This window comes from Microbacterium proteolyticum, assembly GCF_030818075.1.
GTDB classification, from domain to species: domain Bacteria; phylum Actinomycetota; class Actinomycetes; order Actinomycetales; family Microbacteriaceae; genus Microbacterium; species Microbacterium proteolyticum_A.
The window spans coordinates 303,212-319,346 of the sequence record NZ_JAUSZZ010000001.1; the positions used below are offsets into that span (position 1 = coordinate 303,212).

General features: G+C 70.0%; 14 protein-coding genes. 3 read left to right on the forward strand and 11 right to left on the reverse strand.

The features are described 5' to 3' along the window. Positions 1–218 precede the first annotated feature (218 nt). The 6 genes from QE392_RS01465 to QE392_RS01490 all read right to left on the reverse strand — a co-directional run bounded on the left by QE392_RS01465 (position 219) and on the right by QE392_RS01490 (position 7,055). Positions 219–1,673, reverse strand: a complete 1,455-nt coding sequence (locus tag QE392_RS01465) for a sodium/solute symporter (protein WP_307446827.1) — start codon at positions 1,671–1,673, stop codon at positions 219–221. Continuing rightward, the gene (locus QE392_RS01470) at positions 1,670–2,065 is read right to left on the reverse strand and encodes a heavy metal transporter (protein WP_307446831.1); all 396 of its coding nucleotides are present in this window, start codon (positions 2,063–2,065) and stop codon (positions 1,670–1,672) included. The genes QE392_RS01465 and QE392_RS01470 overlap by 4 nt, the downstream gene beginning before the upstream one ends. Positions 2,066–2,656: 591 nt before the next feature. Beyond that, complete coding sequence (locus QE392_RS01475; protein ID WP_307446833.1) at positions 2,657–3,361, reverse strand: LytR/AlgR family response regulator transcription factor; 705 nt, start codon at positions 3,359–3,361, stop codon at positions 2,657–2,659. After that, complete coding sequence (locus tag QE392_RS01480; protein ID WP_307446836.1) at positions 3,358–4,530, reverse strand: sensor histidine kinase; 1,173 nt, start codon at positions 4,528–4,530, stop codon at positions 3,358–3,360. Before QE392_RS01480 ends, QE392_RS01475 begins: the two co-directional genes overlap by 4 nt. A 13-nt stretch (positions 4,531–4,543) precedes the next feature. Further along, positions 4,544–4,780 carry a YbdD/YjiX family protein gene (locus QE392_RS01485; protein ID WP_307453990.1) on the reverse strand — a complete coding sequence of 79 codons (237 nt, stop codon included), beginning with the start codon at positions 4,778–4,780 and terminating at the stop codon, positions 4,544–4,546. Between the two features lie 10 nt (positions 4,781–4,790). Further along, entirely contained in the window at positions 4,791–7,055 is a 2,265-nt protein-coding gene (locus QE392_RS01490; RefSeq protein ID WP_307446839.1) for a carbon starvation CstA family protein, read from the reverse strand. 471 nt (positions 7,056–7,526) lie between these two features. Between QE392_RS01490 and QE392_RS01495 the strand changes: the two genes are divergently transcribed. Beyond that, positions 7,527–7,865: a GNAT family N-acetyltransferase gene (locus QE392_RS01495; protein ID WP_307446842.1), complete on the forward strand. Its 339-nt coding sequence runs from the start codon at positions 7,527–7,529 to the stop codon at positions 7,863–7,865. Continuing rightward, complete coding sequence (locus QE392_RS01500) at positions 7,862–8,884, forward strand: pirin family protein (protein ID WP_307446845.1); 1,023 nt, start codon at positions 7,862–7,864, stop codon at positions 8,882–8,884. The genes QE392_RS01495 and QE392_RS01500 overlap by 4 nt, the downstream gene beginning before the upstream one ends. Positions 8,885–9,321: 437 nt before the next feature. Here the strand turns inward: QE392_RS01500 and QE392_RS01505 are convergent, their stop codons facing one another. After that, positions 9,322–9,855: a VOC family protein gene (locus QE392_RS01505; RefSeq protein ID WP_307446848.1), complete on the reverse strand. Its 534-nt coding sequence runs from the start codon at positions 9,853–9,855 to the stop codon at positions 9,322–9,324. A 180-nt stretch (positions 9,856–10,035) separates the two neighbouring features. On the opposite strand from QE392_RS01505, the gene QE392_RS01510 reads away from it, so the two are divergent. Further along, positions 10,036–11,514, forward strand: a complete 1,479-nt coding sequence (locus QE392_RS01510) for a GntP family permease (RefSeq protein WP_307446851.1) — start codon at positions 10,036–10,038, stop codon at positions 11,512–11,514. Here QE392_RS01510 and QE392_RS01515 read toward each other — a convergent pair. The 4 genes from QE392_RS01515 to QE392_RS17470 form a co-directional block, all read right to left on the reverse strand. Further along, positions 11,495–12,409, reverse strand: coding sequence for a sugar-binding domain-containing protein (locus tag QE392_RS01515; RefSeq protein WP_307446854.1), 915 nt, complete (start codon positions 12,407–12,409; stop codon positions 11,495–11,497). The two genes, QE392_RS01510 and QE392_RS01515, sit on opposite strands and share 20 nt — an antisense overlap. Positions 12,410–13,309: 900 nt before the next feature. Then, on the reverse strand, positions 13,310–14,914 hold the full coding sequence (gene gndA, locus QE392_RS01520; protein WP_307446857.1) for an NADP-dependent phosphogluconate dehydrogenase: 1,605 nt from the start codon (positions 14,912–14,914) through the stop codon (positions 13,310–13,312). A gap of 34 nt (positions 14,915–14,948) precedes the next feature. Then, positions 14,949–15,938, reverse strand: coding sequence for a zinc-binding dehydrogenase (locus tag QE392_RS01525; RefSeq protein WP_373426491.1), 990 nt, complete (start codon positions 15,936–15,938; stop codon positions 14,949–14,951). Between the two features lie 60 nt (positions 15,939–15,998). Further along, positions 15,999–16,076, reverse strand: coding sequence for a hypothetical protein (locus QE392_RS17470; protein WP_373426492.1), 78 nt, complete (start codon positions 16,074–16,076; stop codon positions 15,999–16,001). Between the last annotated feature and the right edge of the window lie 59 nt (positions 16,077–16,135).

A 16,135-nucleotide genomic window follows, 5' to 3' on the forward strand; every position in this document is an offset into this window, starting at 1 on the left:
GCATAAACACACCGACAGCGCGTTTCTGCGCACCGATCATGTTTATGCGCGGCGGCGCAGACGCGCAGCGGCGGCGCGGGCTCGCGCGGCCGCGCCGTGGCTGCGCGCGGCCGTTCGTACGTGCCGCGCGCAGCGCTACAGCGTGAGGCACGGCGCTCCTCCGCGGGAGGGCGACGAGTGCCGCGCGAAGCGGGGCGGTATCAGCGCTCGATCCGCCCTCACACGTCGGGCGTGTGCAGCCGCGCGAGGTACCGCTCGACCCGCACGGGCGCCCCGCCGCGGTCGAGCAGGGAGACCACCACGATCACGACCGTGGTGAGCGGAATGGTCCAGGCCGCCGGCTGCGTGAACAGCACGGCCCAGTCGCCGGCTCCGCGCAGGGTCCCACCGACCAGCAGTGCCGCACCGCACGACACGGCTCCGACCACCATGCCCGCCACGGCTCCCCGGGCGGTCAGGCGCGGCCACCACACGCCCAGCAGCAACACCGGCGACAGCGTCGACGCGGCGAAGACGAACACCACGCCGACGCTCGCGACGAGGCCCGCGGGCTCGGTCAGCAGCGCCACGACCAGCGGCACCACCGTGCACAGCACGGCCGAGAGGCGGAACGAGCGCACGCCACCGCCGAACACGTCCTGACTCACCACCCCGGCGAGAGAAACGACGAGCCCCGACGAGGTCGCCAGGAACGCGGCGAACGCCCCAGCCACGAGCAGCGAGGTCAGCAGTTCGCCCATGACTCCCGGGAACACCCGTGACGGAAGCGCGAGCACGACTGTGTCGGCGACTCCGGGCTGAGCGAGATCCGGCGCGACAACCCGCGCGATCAACGCCATGGTCGAGGACACCATGTAGAACGCGCCGATGAGCACAATGACGACCACGGTCGTGCGTCGCGCCGAGGCACCGTTGGGGCTCGTATAGAAACGCACGAGCACATGAGGCAGACCGATGGTGCCCAGGAGCAGGGCGAGCAGCAGCGAGACCGTCGCGTAGCCGTCGATGGCGCCGGGTCCGCTTTCGACGGGGAAGACCCGCGCCGGGTCGATGTCGGTGCCGCGATCCGAGAGCGCGATGAGCAGGAACACCGCGGGCACGAGCAGGGCCGTGAGCTTCAGCCAGTACTGGAAGGCCTGGACGGCGGTGATCGCTCGCATCCCGCCGGCCGCGACGATGCCGGCGACCAGCACGGCCACGAGCACCCCGCCCATCCATGGCGGCACGTCCGCGACGACGCCGAGAGCCAGCGATGCCCCGTGCAGCTGCGGCACGATGTAGAGCCAGCCGATCACGAGCACCACGATGCTCGTCACGCGGCGAACCGCGCGGGACTCCAGCCGCGCTTCGACGAAATCGGGAATCGTATAGGCGCCGCTCCGACGCAGAGGGGCGGCGACGAAGAGCAGCACGAGCAGGTATCCGGCCGCGTACCCGATCGGGAACCAGAATCCCTCCGCCCCCGACAGCAGCACCAGGCCCGCGAGGCCCAGGAACGTGCCGGCCGACAGGTACTCGCCACTGATGGCCGAAGCATTCCAGATGCTTCCGACACTGCGCGAGGCGACGAAGAAGTCGCTGCGGGTGCGGGAGGAACGGATGCCGGCGAAGCCGAGCACCGCGGTCGTCACCACCAGCAGCCCGACCGCGGCGAGGTCGAGCACGGGGTTCACACCGGCTCCTCGTCGGGCGCGGCCAGCTGCCGGTAGCGTCGCTCGTTGCGCGCGGCGGCGCGCGCGTAGATGAGCGCGAAGACGAGGATGACGGGATAAAAACCGTACGCGTGCAGCAGCCACGACAACGGCACCGAGAACAGCGGAGGATCACCCAACGACGGCAGCGCGGCGATGACCCCGGCCAGCGCCGCCGCCACGACCAGGAACGCGGCGACGCACCCGAGCGCGAGACGCAGCTGCGCGCGGACCAGCCCGCGCGAGAACACCTCGTCGGCCTCGTCTGCCAGGTGACCCGGCAGAGCGAAGCCACGGGTCGCCGGGCGCGACACCCGACCCGCGGTGGATGCCGTGACCCGCACGCGCGGCAGGGGACGCGGCTCGTCGGTCATGGCATCCCATCGTGGCATCCGGAACCGCTCGCGTCGATGCGTGCGACGACCCGATGGATGCCGATGACTTGCGCCAAATGTACGCGAACGCGCTCATGCGGCGAGCATTTCCCGCAAGTCAACACAGAGGGCGGCGCCGGCAGCGCGGCATCGCGACAGCTGAGGGGCACGGGGGGCGCGGGGGCGCGGCAGGCCCTCGGGGCGCGGCTCGTCGGTCCTGGCATCCCGTCGTGTCGTCCGGGATCGCTCACGTCGACGAGCGCGACGACCCGATGGATGCCGATGACTCGCGCCGTATGTACGCCGACGCGCTGATCCGGCGAGCATTTCGCGCAAGTCAACAGAGAGCGCGGCGCCGGCAGCACGGCATCGCAACAGCCGAGGGGCGCGGGCGCGGCAGGCCCCCGGGGCGGCTCGTCGATCGAGGTATCCCGTCGTGTCGTCCGGGACCGCTCACGTCGACGAGCGCAACGACCCGATGGATGCCGATGACTTGCGCCAAATGTACGCGAACGCGCTCATCCAGCGAGCATTTCCCGCAAGTCAACAGAGAGGGCGGCGCCGGGCGGGGCGCGGCGGCGCAGGAGCGCGTCAGCGCAGCAGCGCGTCGCGGACGGCGGGCAGGAGGCGCCGGCTCACCGGGAGCTCGATCTCGGCGAGAACCACCGTGGGCGCCGACCCCGCCAACCGCACCTCGGTCACCGCGTCGCGGTGCACGAGATATGAGCGGTGCACGCGGACGAAGCCGGCATCCGCCCATCTCTCGGCGAGGTCCGACAGCGGGATGCGGACGAGGTGATCGGATGCCGCGGTGTACAGCCGCGAGTAGTCGCCGTTCGCCTGCACCCACCGCACCTCGGCGCGGCGCACCAGGCGGGTCGCCGACCCGACCGTCACCGGGATGGTCTCGTCGTCGACGGGCTCGGCGCCCGCCCCGGACGCGAGCGCCCGCCCGAGGGCCCGGTACAGCCTTTCCGCCCGCACGGGCTTCAGCACGTAGTCCACGGCCTCGAGGTCGAAGGCCCGCACGGCTCCCGAGTCGTCCGCCGTGACGAACACCACCGCGGGCCGCGTGCGGAGCCCTGCGAGCGCGCGAGCCAGGTCGAAGCCCGTCATCCCGGGCATGTGCACATCCAGGAACGCCACCGCGACCTCTCCGCGCTCGAGCACCCGAAGCGCCTCGGCACCTCCGCCCGCGGCGTGGACGACGTCGACGCGCGGGTCGGCGGACAGCAGCGCGACGAGCTCGCGCAGTGCCGGTTCCTCGTCGTCGGCGACGAGAACCTCGACGCTCATGCCCGTGCCGTCTCGTGCTGGGGCTGCGACTTGGGCACGCGCAGCCGCACCGATGTCCCCGAGCCGACGTTGGTCTCGACGACGAGCCCGCCGCCCGGCCCGTAGAGCTGCCGCAAGCGCGCGTCGACGTTGCGCAGACCGACGTGCGTCGAGGGCCCGTCGAGGTCGAGGAGCGCAGCGAGCTCGCCGGGATCCATCCCCACGCCGTCGTCGTCGACGATCACCTCGGTGTGCGTGCCGTCGTCGATGGACGTCACGGTGAGCACTCCGCCGCCCTCGCGTTGCTCGAGGCCATGACGCACGGCGTTCTCGACGAGCGGCTGCACCGACAGGAACGGGATGACGGTCGCCAGCGTCTCGGGGGCGATGCGCAGGCGCACGGTGAGGCGGTCGCCGAACCGCGCACGCTCCAGCTCCAGATAGGAGTGAATGCTGCGGAGCTCCTCCGACAGGGTCGTGAACTCGCCCTGCCGGCGGAAGGAGTACCGCGTGAAGTCGGCGAACTCGAGCACGAGGTCGCGCGCACGGGGCGGATCGGTCGAGATGAAGGACGCGATCGCGGTGAGCGCGTTGTAGATGAAGTGCGGGCTGATCTGCGCGCGCAGGGCCCTGAGCTCCGCCTCGGCGAGGGCGGCGCGCGAGGCGTCGAGCCCCGCGAGCTCGATCTGGGCCGCGCACCAGTCGGCGACATCCCCGGTCGCGCGCACGAGCGGAGCGCGCACGTCGCCCGCGAAGGCGACCACCGCACCCCATACCCGCCCGTCCACGACGATCGGCGCACCCACGGCCGCCTCGCCGGCCTCCGTGAACACCTGCTGGCGCCCCGACTCGTAGACCCGCGCCGCGACGCGACGGGCCGCACCCGCGAGCGCTTCGGGCCCGTCGACCGCGACCCGGTCGGCCGCCGACTCCACGATGGCCACCGCGTCGGCGCCGAGCAGCACGCGCAGGTGCTTCGCCGCACGGGCGGCATCCGGTTCGTCGCGTCCGCCCCGCAGCGCCGCCGCGGCGGCCGCCGCGACGTGCAGGGTGCGGTGCGTCGCCCGCTCGGCATCGCTCCCGAGATCCCGGGGTGCGAGGGCGAAGCGACGCGCGTAGACGAGCACGAGCGTCAGCACGGCACCGACGACCACGCCCGCGGCACCGGCGAGCAACGGAGCGTCGAGCATTGTCGCAGCCTACTCAGCAGCAGCGCGCACCCGGGTTGGCGTCTTGCTCGGCCGTGCGCTGCCGCCAGAACTGCCGCTCCGTGAGCGGTGTCGCCTCGGGGTGCTGGGCCTTGAGGTGCGCCACGTAGACGTCGTACGCCCGGTCGCCCATGAGCGTCGTCACGTACCACCGGATGCCACGCCCCGCCCGCACCACCTGCGCGCCGAAGCGGTGCAGGGGGCCGGGGGTCGTGGCATCCATGTCGGTCATCGTCACTCGATCAGTGGTGCGAGGAGGCGGTCGGCCGAGCCGGGTGGTCGGCCGGGAGGGCCTCCCACTGCTTCTCGATCTCGCGCTCCTCCTTCGTGGCGAGGAAACCCGCGGCGGCGAAGCGGCGCGAGGGCACCGGAGCGTCCTCGAGGTTCTCGCCGCCGCCGGCGCGCAGCGCCTTGACCGTCACGATCACGGCCATGACGATCACGATGATGGCCAACGTCACGAAGATGACCGACAGCACGCCCTGCACGAAGGTGTTGCGGACGACGGCTTCCATCGCGGCGACGCTCTTCGCCGTGCCGAACTCGGTCTTGCCCTCGGCCAGCGCTCCGCGGAAGGCGAAGTGGTTGGCCCAGTATCCGACCGCCGGGACCGGCGAGAAGATCTTGTACATGGATGCCGTGATCGTCACGACCGCGGCGAACGCCAGCGGCAGCGCGATGATCCAGAGCCACCGGAAGTACGACCGGCCGCGCTTGGCGACGATCGCGAGCACCACGGCGAGCGCGATCGCAGCGAGCAGCTGGTTGGCGATGCCGAAGAGCGGGAAGAAGGTGTTGATGCCGCCGAGCGGGTCGGTCACACCGAGGATGAGGATCGATCCCCAGCCGGCGACCATGATCGCGGTGCAGATCCACGCACCGGGCCGCCACGAGAGGTCCTTGAACTTCGGGATGACGGTGCCGATGGAGTCCTGGAGCATGAAGCGGGCCACGCGGGTTCCGGCATCCACCGCCGTGAGGATGAACAGGGCCTCGAACATGATCGCGAAGTGGTACCAGAACGCCATCATCGCCTGACCGCCGAGGGCCTGCTGCATGATGTGCGCGAGACCGAGCGCGAGGGTCGGGGCGCCGCCGGTGCGCGAGACGATCGAGCTCTCGCCGACCGCCGCGGCGGTGGACGTGAGCATCTCGGGCGTGAGGTTCACGCCGGCGAGGCCAAGACCGTTGACGAATGCGACCGCCCCCTCGACGGTGCCGAGCGTCGCCGCGGGCGAGGAGTTCATCGCGAAGTAGATGCCGCGGTCGATCGAGAGGGCCGCGACCAGCGCCATGATCGCGACGAACGACTCCATGAGCATGCCGCCGTAGCCGATGAAGCGCGTCTGGCGCTCCTTCTCGACCAGCTTGGGGGTGGTGCCCGAGGCGATCAGCGCGTGGAACCCGCTCAGCGCACCGCAGGCGATCGTGACGAAGAGGAACGGGAAGATCGGGCCGCTGAACACCGGACCCGTCTGCCCGCCGGCGAACTCGCTGAACGCGGGCACCGAGATCTCGGGGCGCACGAGCACGATGGCACCGGCGAGCATGACGATGACGCCGACCTTCATGAAGGTGGAGAGGTAGTCGCGGGGCGCGAGGAGCAGCCAGACGGGGAGGACCGCGGCGACGAAGCCGTAGATGATGATGCCCCACGCGATGACGGTGCGGTCGAGGTGGAATGCCGCGTAGCCCCACTCGGTGGAGGCGACCCAGCCCCCGGCGACGATCGCGCCGATCAGCAGCACGAAGCCGATGATCGAGATCTCGGTGATGCGGCCCGGGCGGATGTAGCGCAGGTACAGGCCCATGAACAGGGCGATCGGGATGGTCATCGAGACGCTGAAGACACCCCACGGGCTCTCGCCCAGGGCGTTCACGACCACCAGGGCGAGGATCGCGACGATGATCAGCATGATGAGCAGGCTCGCGATGATCGCGGCCGTGCCGCCGATCTTGCCGAGCTCGTCGCGCGCCATCTGCCCGATCGTGCGGCCGCCGCGGCGCATCGAGAAGAACAGCACGAGGTAGTCCTGCACCGCGCCGGCGAGGATGACGCCGACGATGATCCAGATCGTGCCCGGCAGGTAGCCCATCTGCGCAGCGAGCACCGGGCCGACGAGGGGGCCTGCGCCGGCGATGGCGGCGAAGTGGTGGCCGTAGAGCACGCGGCGGTCGGTGGGGACGTAGTCCTTGCCGTCCTGCTTGCGCTCGGCGGGGGTGGCGCGGCGGTCATCGGGGCGCGTGATGTAGCGCTCGATGACCTTCGAGTAGAAGCGATACCCGATGAGGTAGGTGCAGACGGCGGCGAACACGAACCAGATCGCGTTCACCGTCTCGCCGCGGACGATTGCGAGCATCGTCCAGCCGAGACCACCCAGCAGGGCGATCCCGATCCAGAGGGCGATCTTCGCGGGGGTCCATCTGCTGCGGAGCTTGTCGGGCTCCACCGCGACGGGGGGAAGGGTCGGGTCGGTGACGACGTCGTCGTCGACGGAAGCGCTCATGGGATCTCCTGCTCGCGGCACTGCGGACTCGCCGACGATATGCGTCGCTTCGACCCCGTGTCAGCGGCATCCGTCGATCGTGCGGTGAACGGCGGGTTCGGTGCGACGAGCGGTGTCCGCCGGTCGCAGGATCGCCCCCGGCCCGGCACCTGTCGAAAGTCCCCGAACCTGTCGAAGGTCCCTGCACCCGTCGAAGGTCCGTGAGCCTGTTGAAGGTCCCTGAGCCTGTCGAAGGGACCCACCCGCAAGACGCCCGGGGGCTTCGACAGGCTCAGCCACCTCCCGCCCCGGACCCTCAGCTTGTCGAAGGGACCCGAGCCGCGCGACGCCCGGGGGCTTCGACGGGCTCAGCCACCTCCCCCGTCCGGTCCCTGAGCGTGTCGAAGGGACCGGATGCCGTGGTGTCGAGGGGGTGCGGAACATCCATGCCAACGCATACGTTCCTTACGGAGACGAAAGACAGGAGACCCTATGGCTGACGAACTGACCGTGACCCGCAACGACGAGGCGCGCCGCTACGAGATCCACGTCGACGGCGACCTCGGCGGTTTCATGGAGTTCCGCCCCGCGGGCGAGGGCCGCGTGGACCTCCCCCACACCGAGCTCGACCCGGCCTTCAAGGGCCGCGGATTGGGCAAGGCGCTCGCAAGCGAGGCGCTGTCGGATCTCGCGCAGCGCGGGGACAGCGTCATCCCCTCCTGCCCCTTCGTGGCCCACTACCTGCGCGAGCACGAGGTGCCCGGCCTCGAGATCGAGTGGCCGGAAGAGTCGGATGCCGCAGACTCGGCGGCACCAGGCGAACCGTCGTGACCCGGCTCGACGTCGCACCCCCGGCATCCGAGGGGCCGGTCGCCTGCGACGGACCGCGTGCCCTCGTGGTCGAGGCTCGGGAGGTGCCGCTCGGCGGCGTGCGCGGCATGGAGGTGCACCGCACCCTCCCCCACCGCGCGCTGCCGATGGTGGGCGCGTGGTGCTTTCTCGACCGGTTCGGGCCGCAGGACACCCTCATGCGCGTCGAGCCGCACCCGCACATCGGTCTGCAGACCGTGACCTGGCCGATCATCGGCGAGGTGCGGCACCGGGATGCCGTGGGCAGCGACGTCGTGGTGCGCCCCGGTGCCCTGAACCTGATGACGAGCGGGGCCGGGATCTCCCACTCCGAGTACTCGGTCGGCGAGCAGCCGATCCCCCTCGACGCGTTGCAGCTGTGGGTCGCCCTCCCCGAGACGCGCCGCCACGGCGGTCCCGACTTCGAACGGCACGAGGACCTCCCGGTGCTCGAGCTGGGTGAGGGGGCCGACGCGGTCGTCGTCATGGGGTCGCTGGGCGCGGTCGAGTCCCCCGCCACGGTGCACACCCCGATCGTCGGCGCCGAGTTGCGCCTCCCGGCCGGGGTCGACGTGCGCGTCCCGCTGCGACCGGACTGGGAGTACGCCGTCTACGGCATGACCGGCGCCGCTGAGGCCGTGACGGGAATGGATGCCGTCGACGCCGACGCCGCGCGCCGCCCGTCCGTCTCGGCGGAGCAGGGCACCACGGCATCCGTCGATCACACCCGCCTCGTCTACCTCGGCAAGGGTCGCGACCGGTTGGAGTTGCGCAGCGAGGAAGGTGCCCGGGTGTTCCTGCTGGGCGGGGAGCCGTTCGAGGCCGACATCGTGATGTGGTGGAACTTCGTCGGGCGCTCCCACGACGAGATCGTCGAGGCGCGCGAGGCCTGGGAGGCGCATTCCGACCGGTTCGGCGTCGTGGTCGATCACGGGCCCGAGCGCATCCCCGCGCCGCCCCTGCCCGCCGTGCGGTTGACGCCGCGGCGGCGGAGGAGCTGACGCCCGGCGACGGGGGCGACGCCGAGACTCGGCGGCACCTCGTTTCGGGGCCGAGACGGATGCGTTCTCAGACGGCCCGGCACCAGAACCTGCTTGCCGGGATGCTGCTCGCGGCCGCGATCGGCGGGCGCCCGATCGCACGGGTGGTGCTTCCTGCCCGCCGAATGACCCCGCCGTTGTCGCGAGCCCACCTCTGCGACAACGGCGGGCGCCGAAAGCACCGGCGCCAAGTCGACGCACCGGTTGCATGTATCTCCCTCAGAAGAGCCCGGCACGGCCGGCACTTCGGGGCCGACGCAGCTGACGCCGGTCAGAGAAGCGGGAACCGGCGCGAGGTGCGGCTCATAGCGTTCTGCGCGTGAGTCGTGAGGCTGCGGGCTGCGAATCGGCGAGTTCTCACGGCGCGGACGGCCGAAGATGGTCTCGCGAGACCGTCCTCAGAATGAGCCGTAGCGCTGACGAGGGTCGATCAGGTCGAATCCTGGAGCGACCGGCACAGCGGTGCCGTCATCCCAGATCGCCTGACGACGCAGTCGACCATGGTGCTCGCTGTGGCGCTGCATGAGCTCGATCACATTGCCGTCGGGATCGGCGATGTACACCTGCTCAACGTAGTCATCGCGCACGCGGTAGCCCCCGACCCGCTCGATGCCCCGCTCGCGGAGCCGGTCGATGTAGACACTGACGTCCTCCACCATGAGCGCGTAATGGGTGACGAGGCCGGTGCTGAGTTCGTCGGTGCTCCAGTTCGGCGTGTGGCTGGCGAGGTGGCCCGGGCGTCCTTCCTGCACGACGTGCACTTCCGCGGTGCCAATGAGGAAGTACGCCCCCTTGAAGACGAAATCCCGCGGGCGGACGTCTTCGACGGCGCCCATCACGGTGACGTAGAACTCGCGAGCGACGTCGAGGTCGGCGACGACGATGCAAACGTGGTGAAGGGCGGGTGCCGGCGATGTGGTCTCGGAAATCATCATTGATCCTCTCTTCGGAGATCCCCATCGTGGGGCTCATCGACGAAGCGACGAACGACCCTCACTCATTTGCGCGTGATTGCGGTCATCTGTTCGAATCCAGCCCCGAACCGACACAGGACGTAGGCGAGAGGGGCGTCGATGGGTTCACTGGGGCGACCCTTACGCAAAGGAGCGTCCGTGCCTCTCATCGCAGCCCTCATCGCCATCGTGGCGAGCATCGTGGTGCTACTCGTCCTTATCGTCCGAATGCGGATCCATCCGTTCATCGCGATGTCCGTCGTCGCGATCGTCCTGGGCCTGATCTTCCAAGTCCCGCTCGTGGACGTCCCCGGCAGCGATCCTTTGCAGCCGGGCATCTTCACCGTGCTCCTGACCGCCCTGAACCGGAGCACGGCGCACATCCTCATCCTGGTCGGGCTGGGCTGCATCATCGGCGAGATCATCGCGCGCTCCGGCGGCAGTGAGATTCTCGGCCAGAAGCTTCTCCAGCTGACGGGCCCGCGACGCGGGGTGTTGGCGATGGCTCTCGCCGGGCTCCTCGTGGGCAGCACGATCTTCTTCGACACCGCCGTCATCCTCCTTGCACCCGTGGCGATCGCCGTCGCGCGCCAGGCGGGTCGACACGTGGCCGTGATGGCGGTGCCGATGGCTGTCGCCGTGCTCGCGGTACACGCGATCATCCCGCCGCACCCGGGCGCGGTCGCCGTCGCCGTCGCCCTCGACACCGACTACGGACTCCTGATCGCGCTCGGCATGCTGTGCATGCTGCCGGGCGCCGCTCTCGGGTGCTGGTGGGCGTACCGTCGCGCGACGAAGCTGGAGCAGCGGGGTGTCCTCGTAGCCGAGGGGACATCCGACGACGATGACGCCCCGTCCGGCGGGAGCGTCAGCGGCGCGTCCAGCGGTCGCCCCGCGACGAATCTCACGGTGCCGGTGCGAACGGCGACAGCCACCCAGACCGACATCGTCGCTGGCATTCTCCCCAAGCTGCTGACGGTGCTGCTGCTGCCGGTGGTCCTCATTCTGGTCGCGACCTTGGTCAGTCAGTTCCTGCCGAGCGTGCACAACGTGGTCACCGACGCCCTCCGTTTCATCGGTGTTCCCGAGATCGCGCTCATCATCACCACGGTCGTCGCCTACTTCACGTTGCTGTCCCGTGCGCAGCGCAGCGCCACCGGAATGACCGAGGTGGGACGTGTGGGCCTGCGCCCCGTCGGCGAGATCGTGCTGTCCACGGGCGGTGGCATCGCCTTCGGCGGCATCATCGCGGCGACCGGGATCGGGCAGTCGCTGGTGAACGCACTGAGCGCAGCCAACATGCCGGTCGTCATCTTCGGCTTCCTGCTCGCCTTGGTACTGCGTGCCACCCTCGGAACCACAACGGCAGCAGTCACGACGGTGGCGACCCTGCTGGCAGGGTCGATCGATCTCGCCGCCTACGGACCGCTCCACGTCGCCCTGCTCACGGTGGCGATCTGTGCGGGAGGCGTGTGCCTCTCGCACGTCAACGATGCGGGGTTCTGGGTGCTGTCGCGCTACTTCACGATCTCCGAGTTGGTCATGCTGCAGACGTGGACGGTGGCGGTGACGATCATGGGCGTGGTGTGCGGTGCGCTCGCAACGACGCTGTGGGTGCTCATTCCGTTGACGAGCTGACGGGCTCACTCAAGATCGCGCGTGCCGTGGTCTCGTCGGTCACCAGATCGGTGACAAGAGCCGACGCGACCGCGGCTCGCGCGATGGGCGCTTTCTCGGGGGTCCAGACCAAAAGGACGCGGCGCGCGACGCGGCGCAGCTCGGTAGGGCTCGCCCCCACCCGAACGGCGTCCAAGACGGACGGAATCTCACGCCCCCGTGAGTCGAGGAAGATGCCGAGGCAGTGGCCGACGGCGCCGGCCGCTGCGGCTTCGGTCAGGGTCTGCTGCGAGACCGGCGCATGAACTCCCGTCCCATCGAACCGGCGCATCGAGCCGGCCCCGAACAGAGCGGCGTCGGCTTGGACGGCGCTCTCGATGGCCGCTCGAATGCGGGATCGCGCGGCGGCGGAGAATTCGCGCTCCTCTAGCCGGCGGATGAACGGGGCGGGAATGGGGCGGTGGACGGCCTTGATCGTCTGTGCGAGGTCGCCACCGGCTACCATGCCGGCCGTGCGGTCGCTCGAACCGAGAAGCTCGGCGACGAACGCTAATTTCGGGAGCAGGTGCCCGGCTCGCACCAGCGGTGCGGTCGTGCGACTGGAGGCGATGGCGAGAGTCCCGCCTTCGGGGAGGTGTGAGGCCAGGACTGCGGCCGCGTGCGCCCCCAGACGCCACCGGTGTGCGGCGTCGCCCCGGTGTAGCGCGGGCATCACCCGGCAGGCCTGCAACTCGGCTGCAGCTCGGGAGCTGCTCGCCCGCAGGGATGTGAGAAGCTCGCGTTCGAGCCCCCGATCGCGGTCGACGGGAGCACCGACGTCGAAGCGAACCACCCCTCGCCGTCGTGCCTCCTCGAGCAGACGGGAGATGCTGACCCGGCTGAACGCGAACTCGTCTCCGATTTCCTGCTGCGTCATCCGCTGTACCCAGAATCGATGGGCGACCTGCTGCAACAACTCGTCATGCCGTTTCTCTCGCGCGGCGATGTCATCCGATGCGTCGTCGTCATCGACCATGCGGTGCCTCTGCGCTGACGACAGGCAAGGGTGGGGCCTCGTCCGTCGGCATCCCGATTGCGAGGATCGCCGACAGCGTTGCGGACGTGACCTTCGACCGTGACGAGCGTGCATCGGTTCCCCCGGCGATGGCTATGACGGTCGATCGGCCGACCCCGGTCAGCTCTGCGATTTTCCGGAGCGAGTATCCGTGCGCCTGCCACGCCACGATTCGTGTCGCGGCGTGGCCCGCGTCGACGAGCGTCTCACGTTCGGGAGTTCCCGCTCGGCGTGACAGTACGCGCTTGTGGGTGTTGCGGGCGTCCGCACAGGTCACCCCCGACTCGTCTTTCTCGCAGGTGTCGCGGTTCCGGCATCCGGCGAAGTACCCGGCGTTCGTTCCGTGAGGAATGGGCGCCCCGCGACCGCGGCCTCGGCTCTTCGCGTACTCGGTGGCGTACGAGCGTTTCGCCTCGACGCACGTGCGCAGCCCCGCCCGCCACTGTGGGCATTCCCGATGACCGCGACAGCCTCGGCGGTATCCCCACACCGTTCCATGTACGGGTAGTGCGACGGCGGGAGCGGCCGCCGCCTCCGCGGGTGGGGGCGTCAGCGATGGCGCGGCCGTGAGCACGACGCGTCGCAGTCGGGTTGTCGCCGGCAACCGGCTGAGGCGGAAATCGGCTTGGCGGGCGATGTGCGCATCGACGCACGTCAGTATCTCCGACGAACCGTGGTGCTGGCACCCCCCGCGAGAGCGGCAGCCCTGGGCGTAACCCTCCGGAGTTCCGTGCAACACCATGGACGTGCTCCCCCCCTGGGTCAGTGGGTGTCCTCGGCCTCGATCTCGGTGCGGTCGCCCGACCAGAGGGTGTGGAAGGTGCCCTCCTTGTCGATGCGACGGTAGGTGTGGGCGCCGAAGAAGTCGCGCTGGCCCTGGATGAGGGCGGCGGGCAGGCGCTCGGCGCGCAGGCCGTCGTAGTACGCCAGCGACGAGCTGAACGCGGGGGCGGGGATGCCGGCGGCGGCGGCGAGCGAGACGATGTTGCGCCACGGCGACTGTGCGCGGCCGAGCGCTTCGACGAAGTACGGCGCGGTCAGCAGCACGGGCAGCTCGGGCTCGGCGTCGTAGGCTTCGGCGATGCGGTTGAGGAACTGCGCGCGGATGATGCAGCCGCCGCGGAAGATCTTCGACACCGCGCCGAGGTCGATCGCCCAGTCGTACTGCTTCGCGCCGGCGCGGATCTCGTCGAAGCCCTGGCTGTACGCGACGATCTTCGAGGCGTACAGCGCCAGGCGCACCTGCTCGATGATGTTGTCGGCGTCTTCGCCGGTCAGGTGCTCGACGCCGAACGAGACGTCGGGGCCGGGAAGGTCGCGGGAGACCTCGCGCTGCTCGGGGTGGCTGGACAGCGACCGGGCGAAGGTGGCCTCGGCGATGCCCGAGACGGGCACGCCCAGGTCGAGCGCGGTCTGCACGGTCCACGCGCCGGTGCCCTTGGCGCCGGCCTGGTCGAGGATGATGTCGACGAGCGGCTTTCCGGTCTCGGCGTCGACCTGACGCAGCACCTCGGCGGTGATCTCGATGAGGTACGACTCCAGCTCGCCGCGGTTCCACTCGGCGAACACGTCGGCGATCTCGGCGGGGGTCTTGCCGGTGGCGTGACGGATGAGGTCGTAGGCCTCGGCGATGAGCTGCATGTCGGCGTACTCGATGCCGTTGTGCACCATCTTCACGAAGTGGCCGGCACCGTCGTGGCCGACGTGCGTCACGCACGGCTCGCCCTCGGCGACCGCGGCGATCGACTTCAGGATCGGGCCGAGGGTGGCCCAGGCCTCGTCGGAGCCGCCGGGCATGATCGAGGGGCCGAGGAGCGCGCCCTCCTCACCGCCGGAGACACCCATGCCGACGTAGTTGATGCCCGTCTCGCGCACGGCCTTCTCGCGGCGGATCGTGTCGGTGAACAGCGCGTTGCCGCCGTCGACGATGATGTCGCCGGGCTCGAACACCTTCACCAGCTCGTCGATGACGAAATCGGTGGGGCGGCCGGCCTTGACCATGATGATCGCGGTGCGCGGCTTTGACAGCGACGCGGCGAAGTCCTCGTACGAGAACGACGGCACGAACTCGGCCTCGGGGTGCGCCTCGAGCAGCTCGTCGGTCTTGGACCGCGACCGGTTGAACACCGCCACGGTGTTGCCCTCGCGGCTGGCGAGGTTGCGCGCCAGGTTCGAGCCCATCACGGCAAGACCCACCACGCCGATGTTCGCGGTGGCGCTGCCCTGACCCTCCGGCGCGGAGTCGGCCTCGGCCGTGGGGCGGTCGACCTCTTCGATACCGGGCGCACCCTCGTGCACCTGCGCGGCCTCGTGCGGGGCCTGGTCCTGGTCGGTCGAAGGGCCGGTCGGGGAGGAAGTGGACGTCATTCGTTGCTCCGTCTTCAGGTGCGAGGAAGGGTGATCAGGCGAAGTCCAGAAGGACCTTGCCGGATCGGCGGGGGTCGGCTGCGACGTCAAAGGCGGTCACCGCATCGGCGACCGGGAAGGTGTGGGTGACGACGGGGCCGACTGCGAGCGACTGGTCCGTCAACGCCCTGATCACCTCGTCGATCTCGTCGTTGAAGCGGAAGGAGCCAGCCAGACGCAGCTCCCGGGTGATGGCGGTCGCGAGCAGCGCCGGCTGCTCTCCCGCGGGAATGAGACCGACCATGATCACCTGTCCGCCGCGCGTCGCCGCCGATACCGCGGACGCGAGCCCGCGCGGGTTACCCGAGCTCTCGAACACCACGTCGGCATCGACATGCGCGATGGTGTCGGTGTCCGTCGCCCGCAGACTGCGTGTCGCTCCCACGCGCGCGGCGATCTCGAGCGGCTGCTCGTGCAGGTCTACGGCGATGATCTCGCGCGCGCCCACGCGTCGTGCGGCGGCGACGATCAGCGCACCGATCGGTCCGCTACCGATGACAAGCACGCGCTTGTCGCTCAATCGGTCGGCGCGTGACACGGCGTGCCAGGCCACCGCTGCGGGCTCGGCAAGCGCAGCCACTTCGAGTGACAGGTCCGCCGGTAACGCGCGCAGCATCCTCGTCGGCAACGCGATCCTGCGCGCGAAACCGCCATCGGTGTGCGGAAAGCGCGCCGCGCTGCCGAGGTAGGTCCCGCCGGACAGGTTCGGCTTGTCTGGCGGGTAGCGAAAGTCGGGGCGGCCCGGCGTGGCGGGGTGCACGGTGACCGGTGTTCCGGCTGCGGGCCCGGATCCGTCGGCGGCGCCGACGAGCACGGTGCCCGACAGTTCATGCCCGAGCACCATCGGTGCTCGGAGGATTGATTCGCCCGCCGCGCCGTGCTGCCAGTAGTGCAGGTCGGAGCCACAGATTCCGCCGAAGGCGACCGAGATGACCGCTTCGTCAGCTCCGGGCTGGGGTTCCGCCAGTTCTTCCACGCGCAGGATGCCCCCACGTCGGCGATGACGGCCAGGTTGGGTTGCACGATGGCCACTTTCCTTTCTCGGTCAGACGATGACGGTCATGCCGCCGTCGACGAACAGCACGTGCCCGTTGACGAAATCGGATGCGGGCGAGCTGAGCATGACGACCGGTCCGCCCAGGTCGGCGGGCGTCCACCACCGTGCGCGGAGGCGATGTTGAC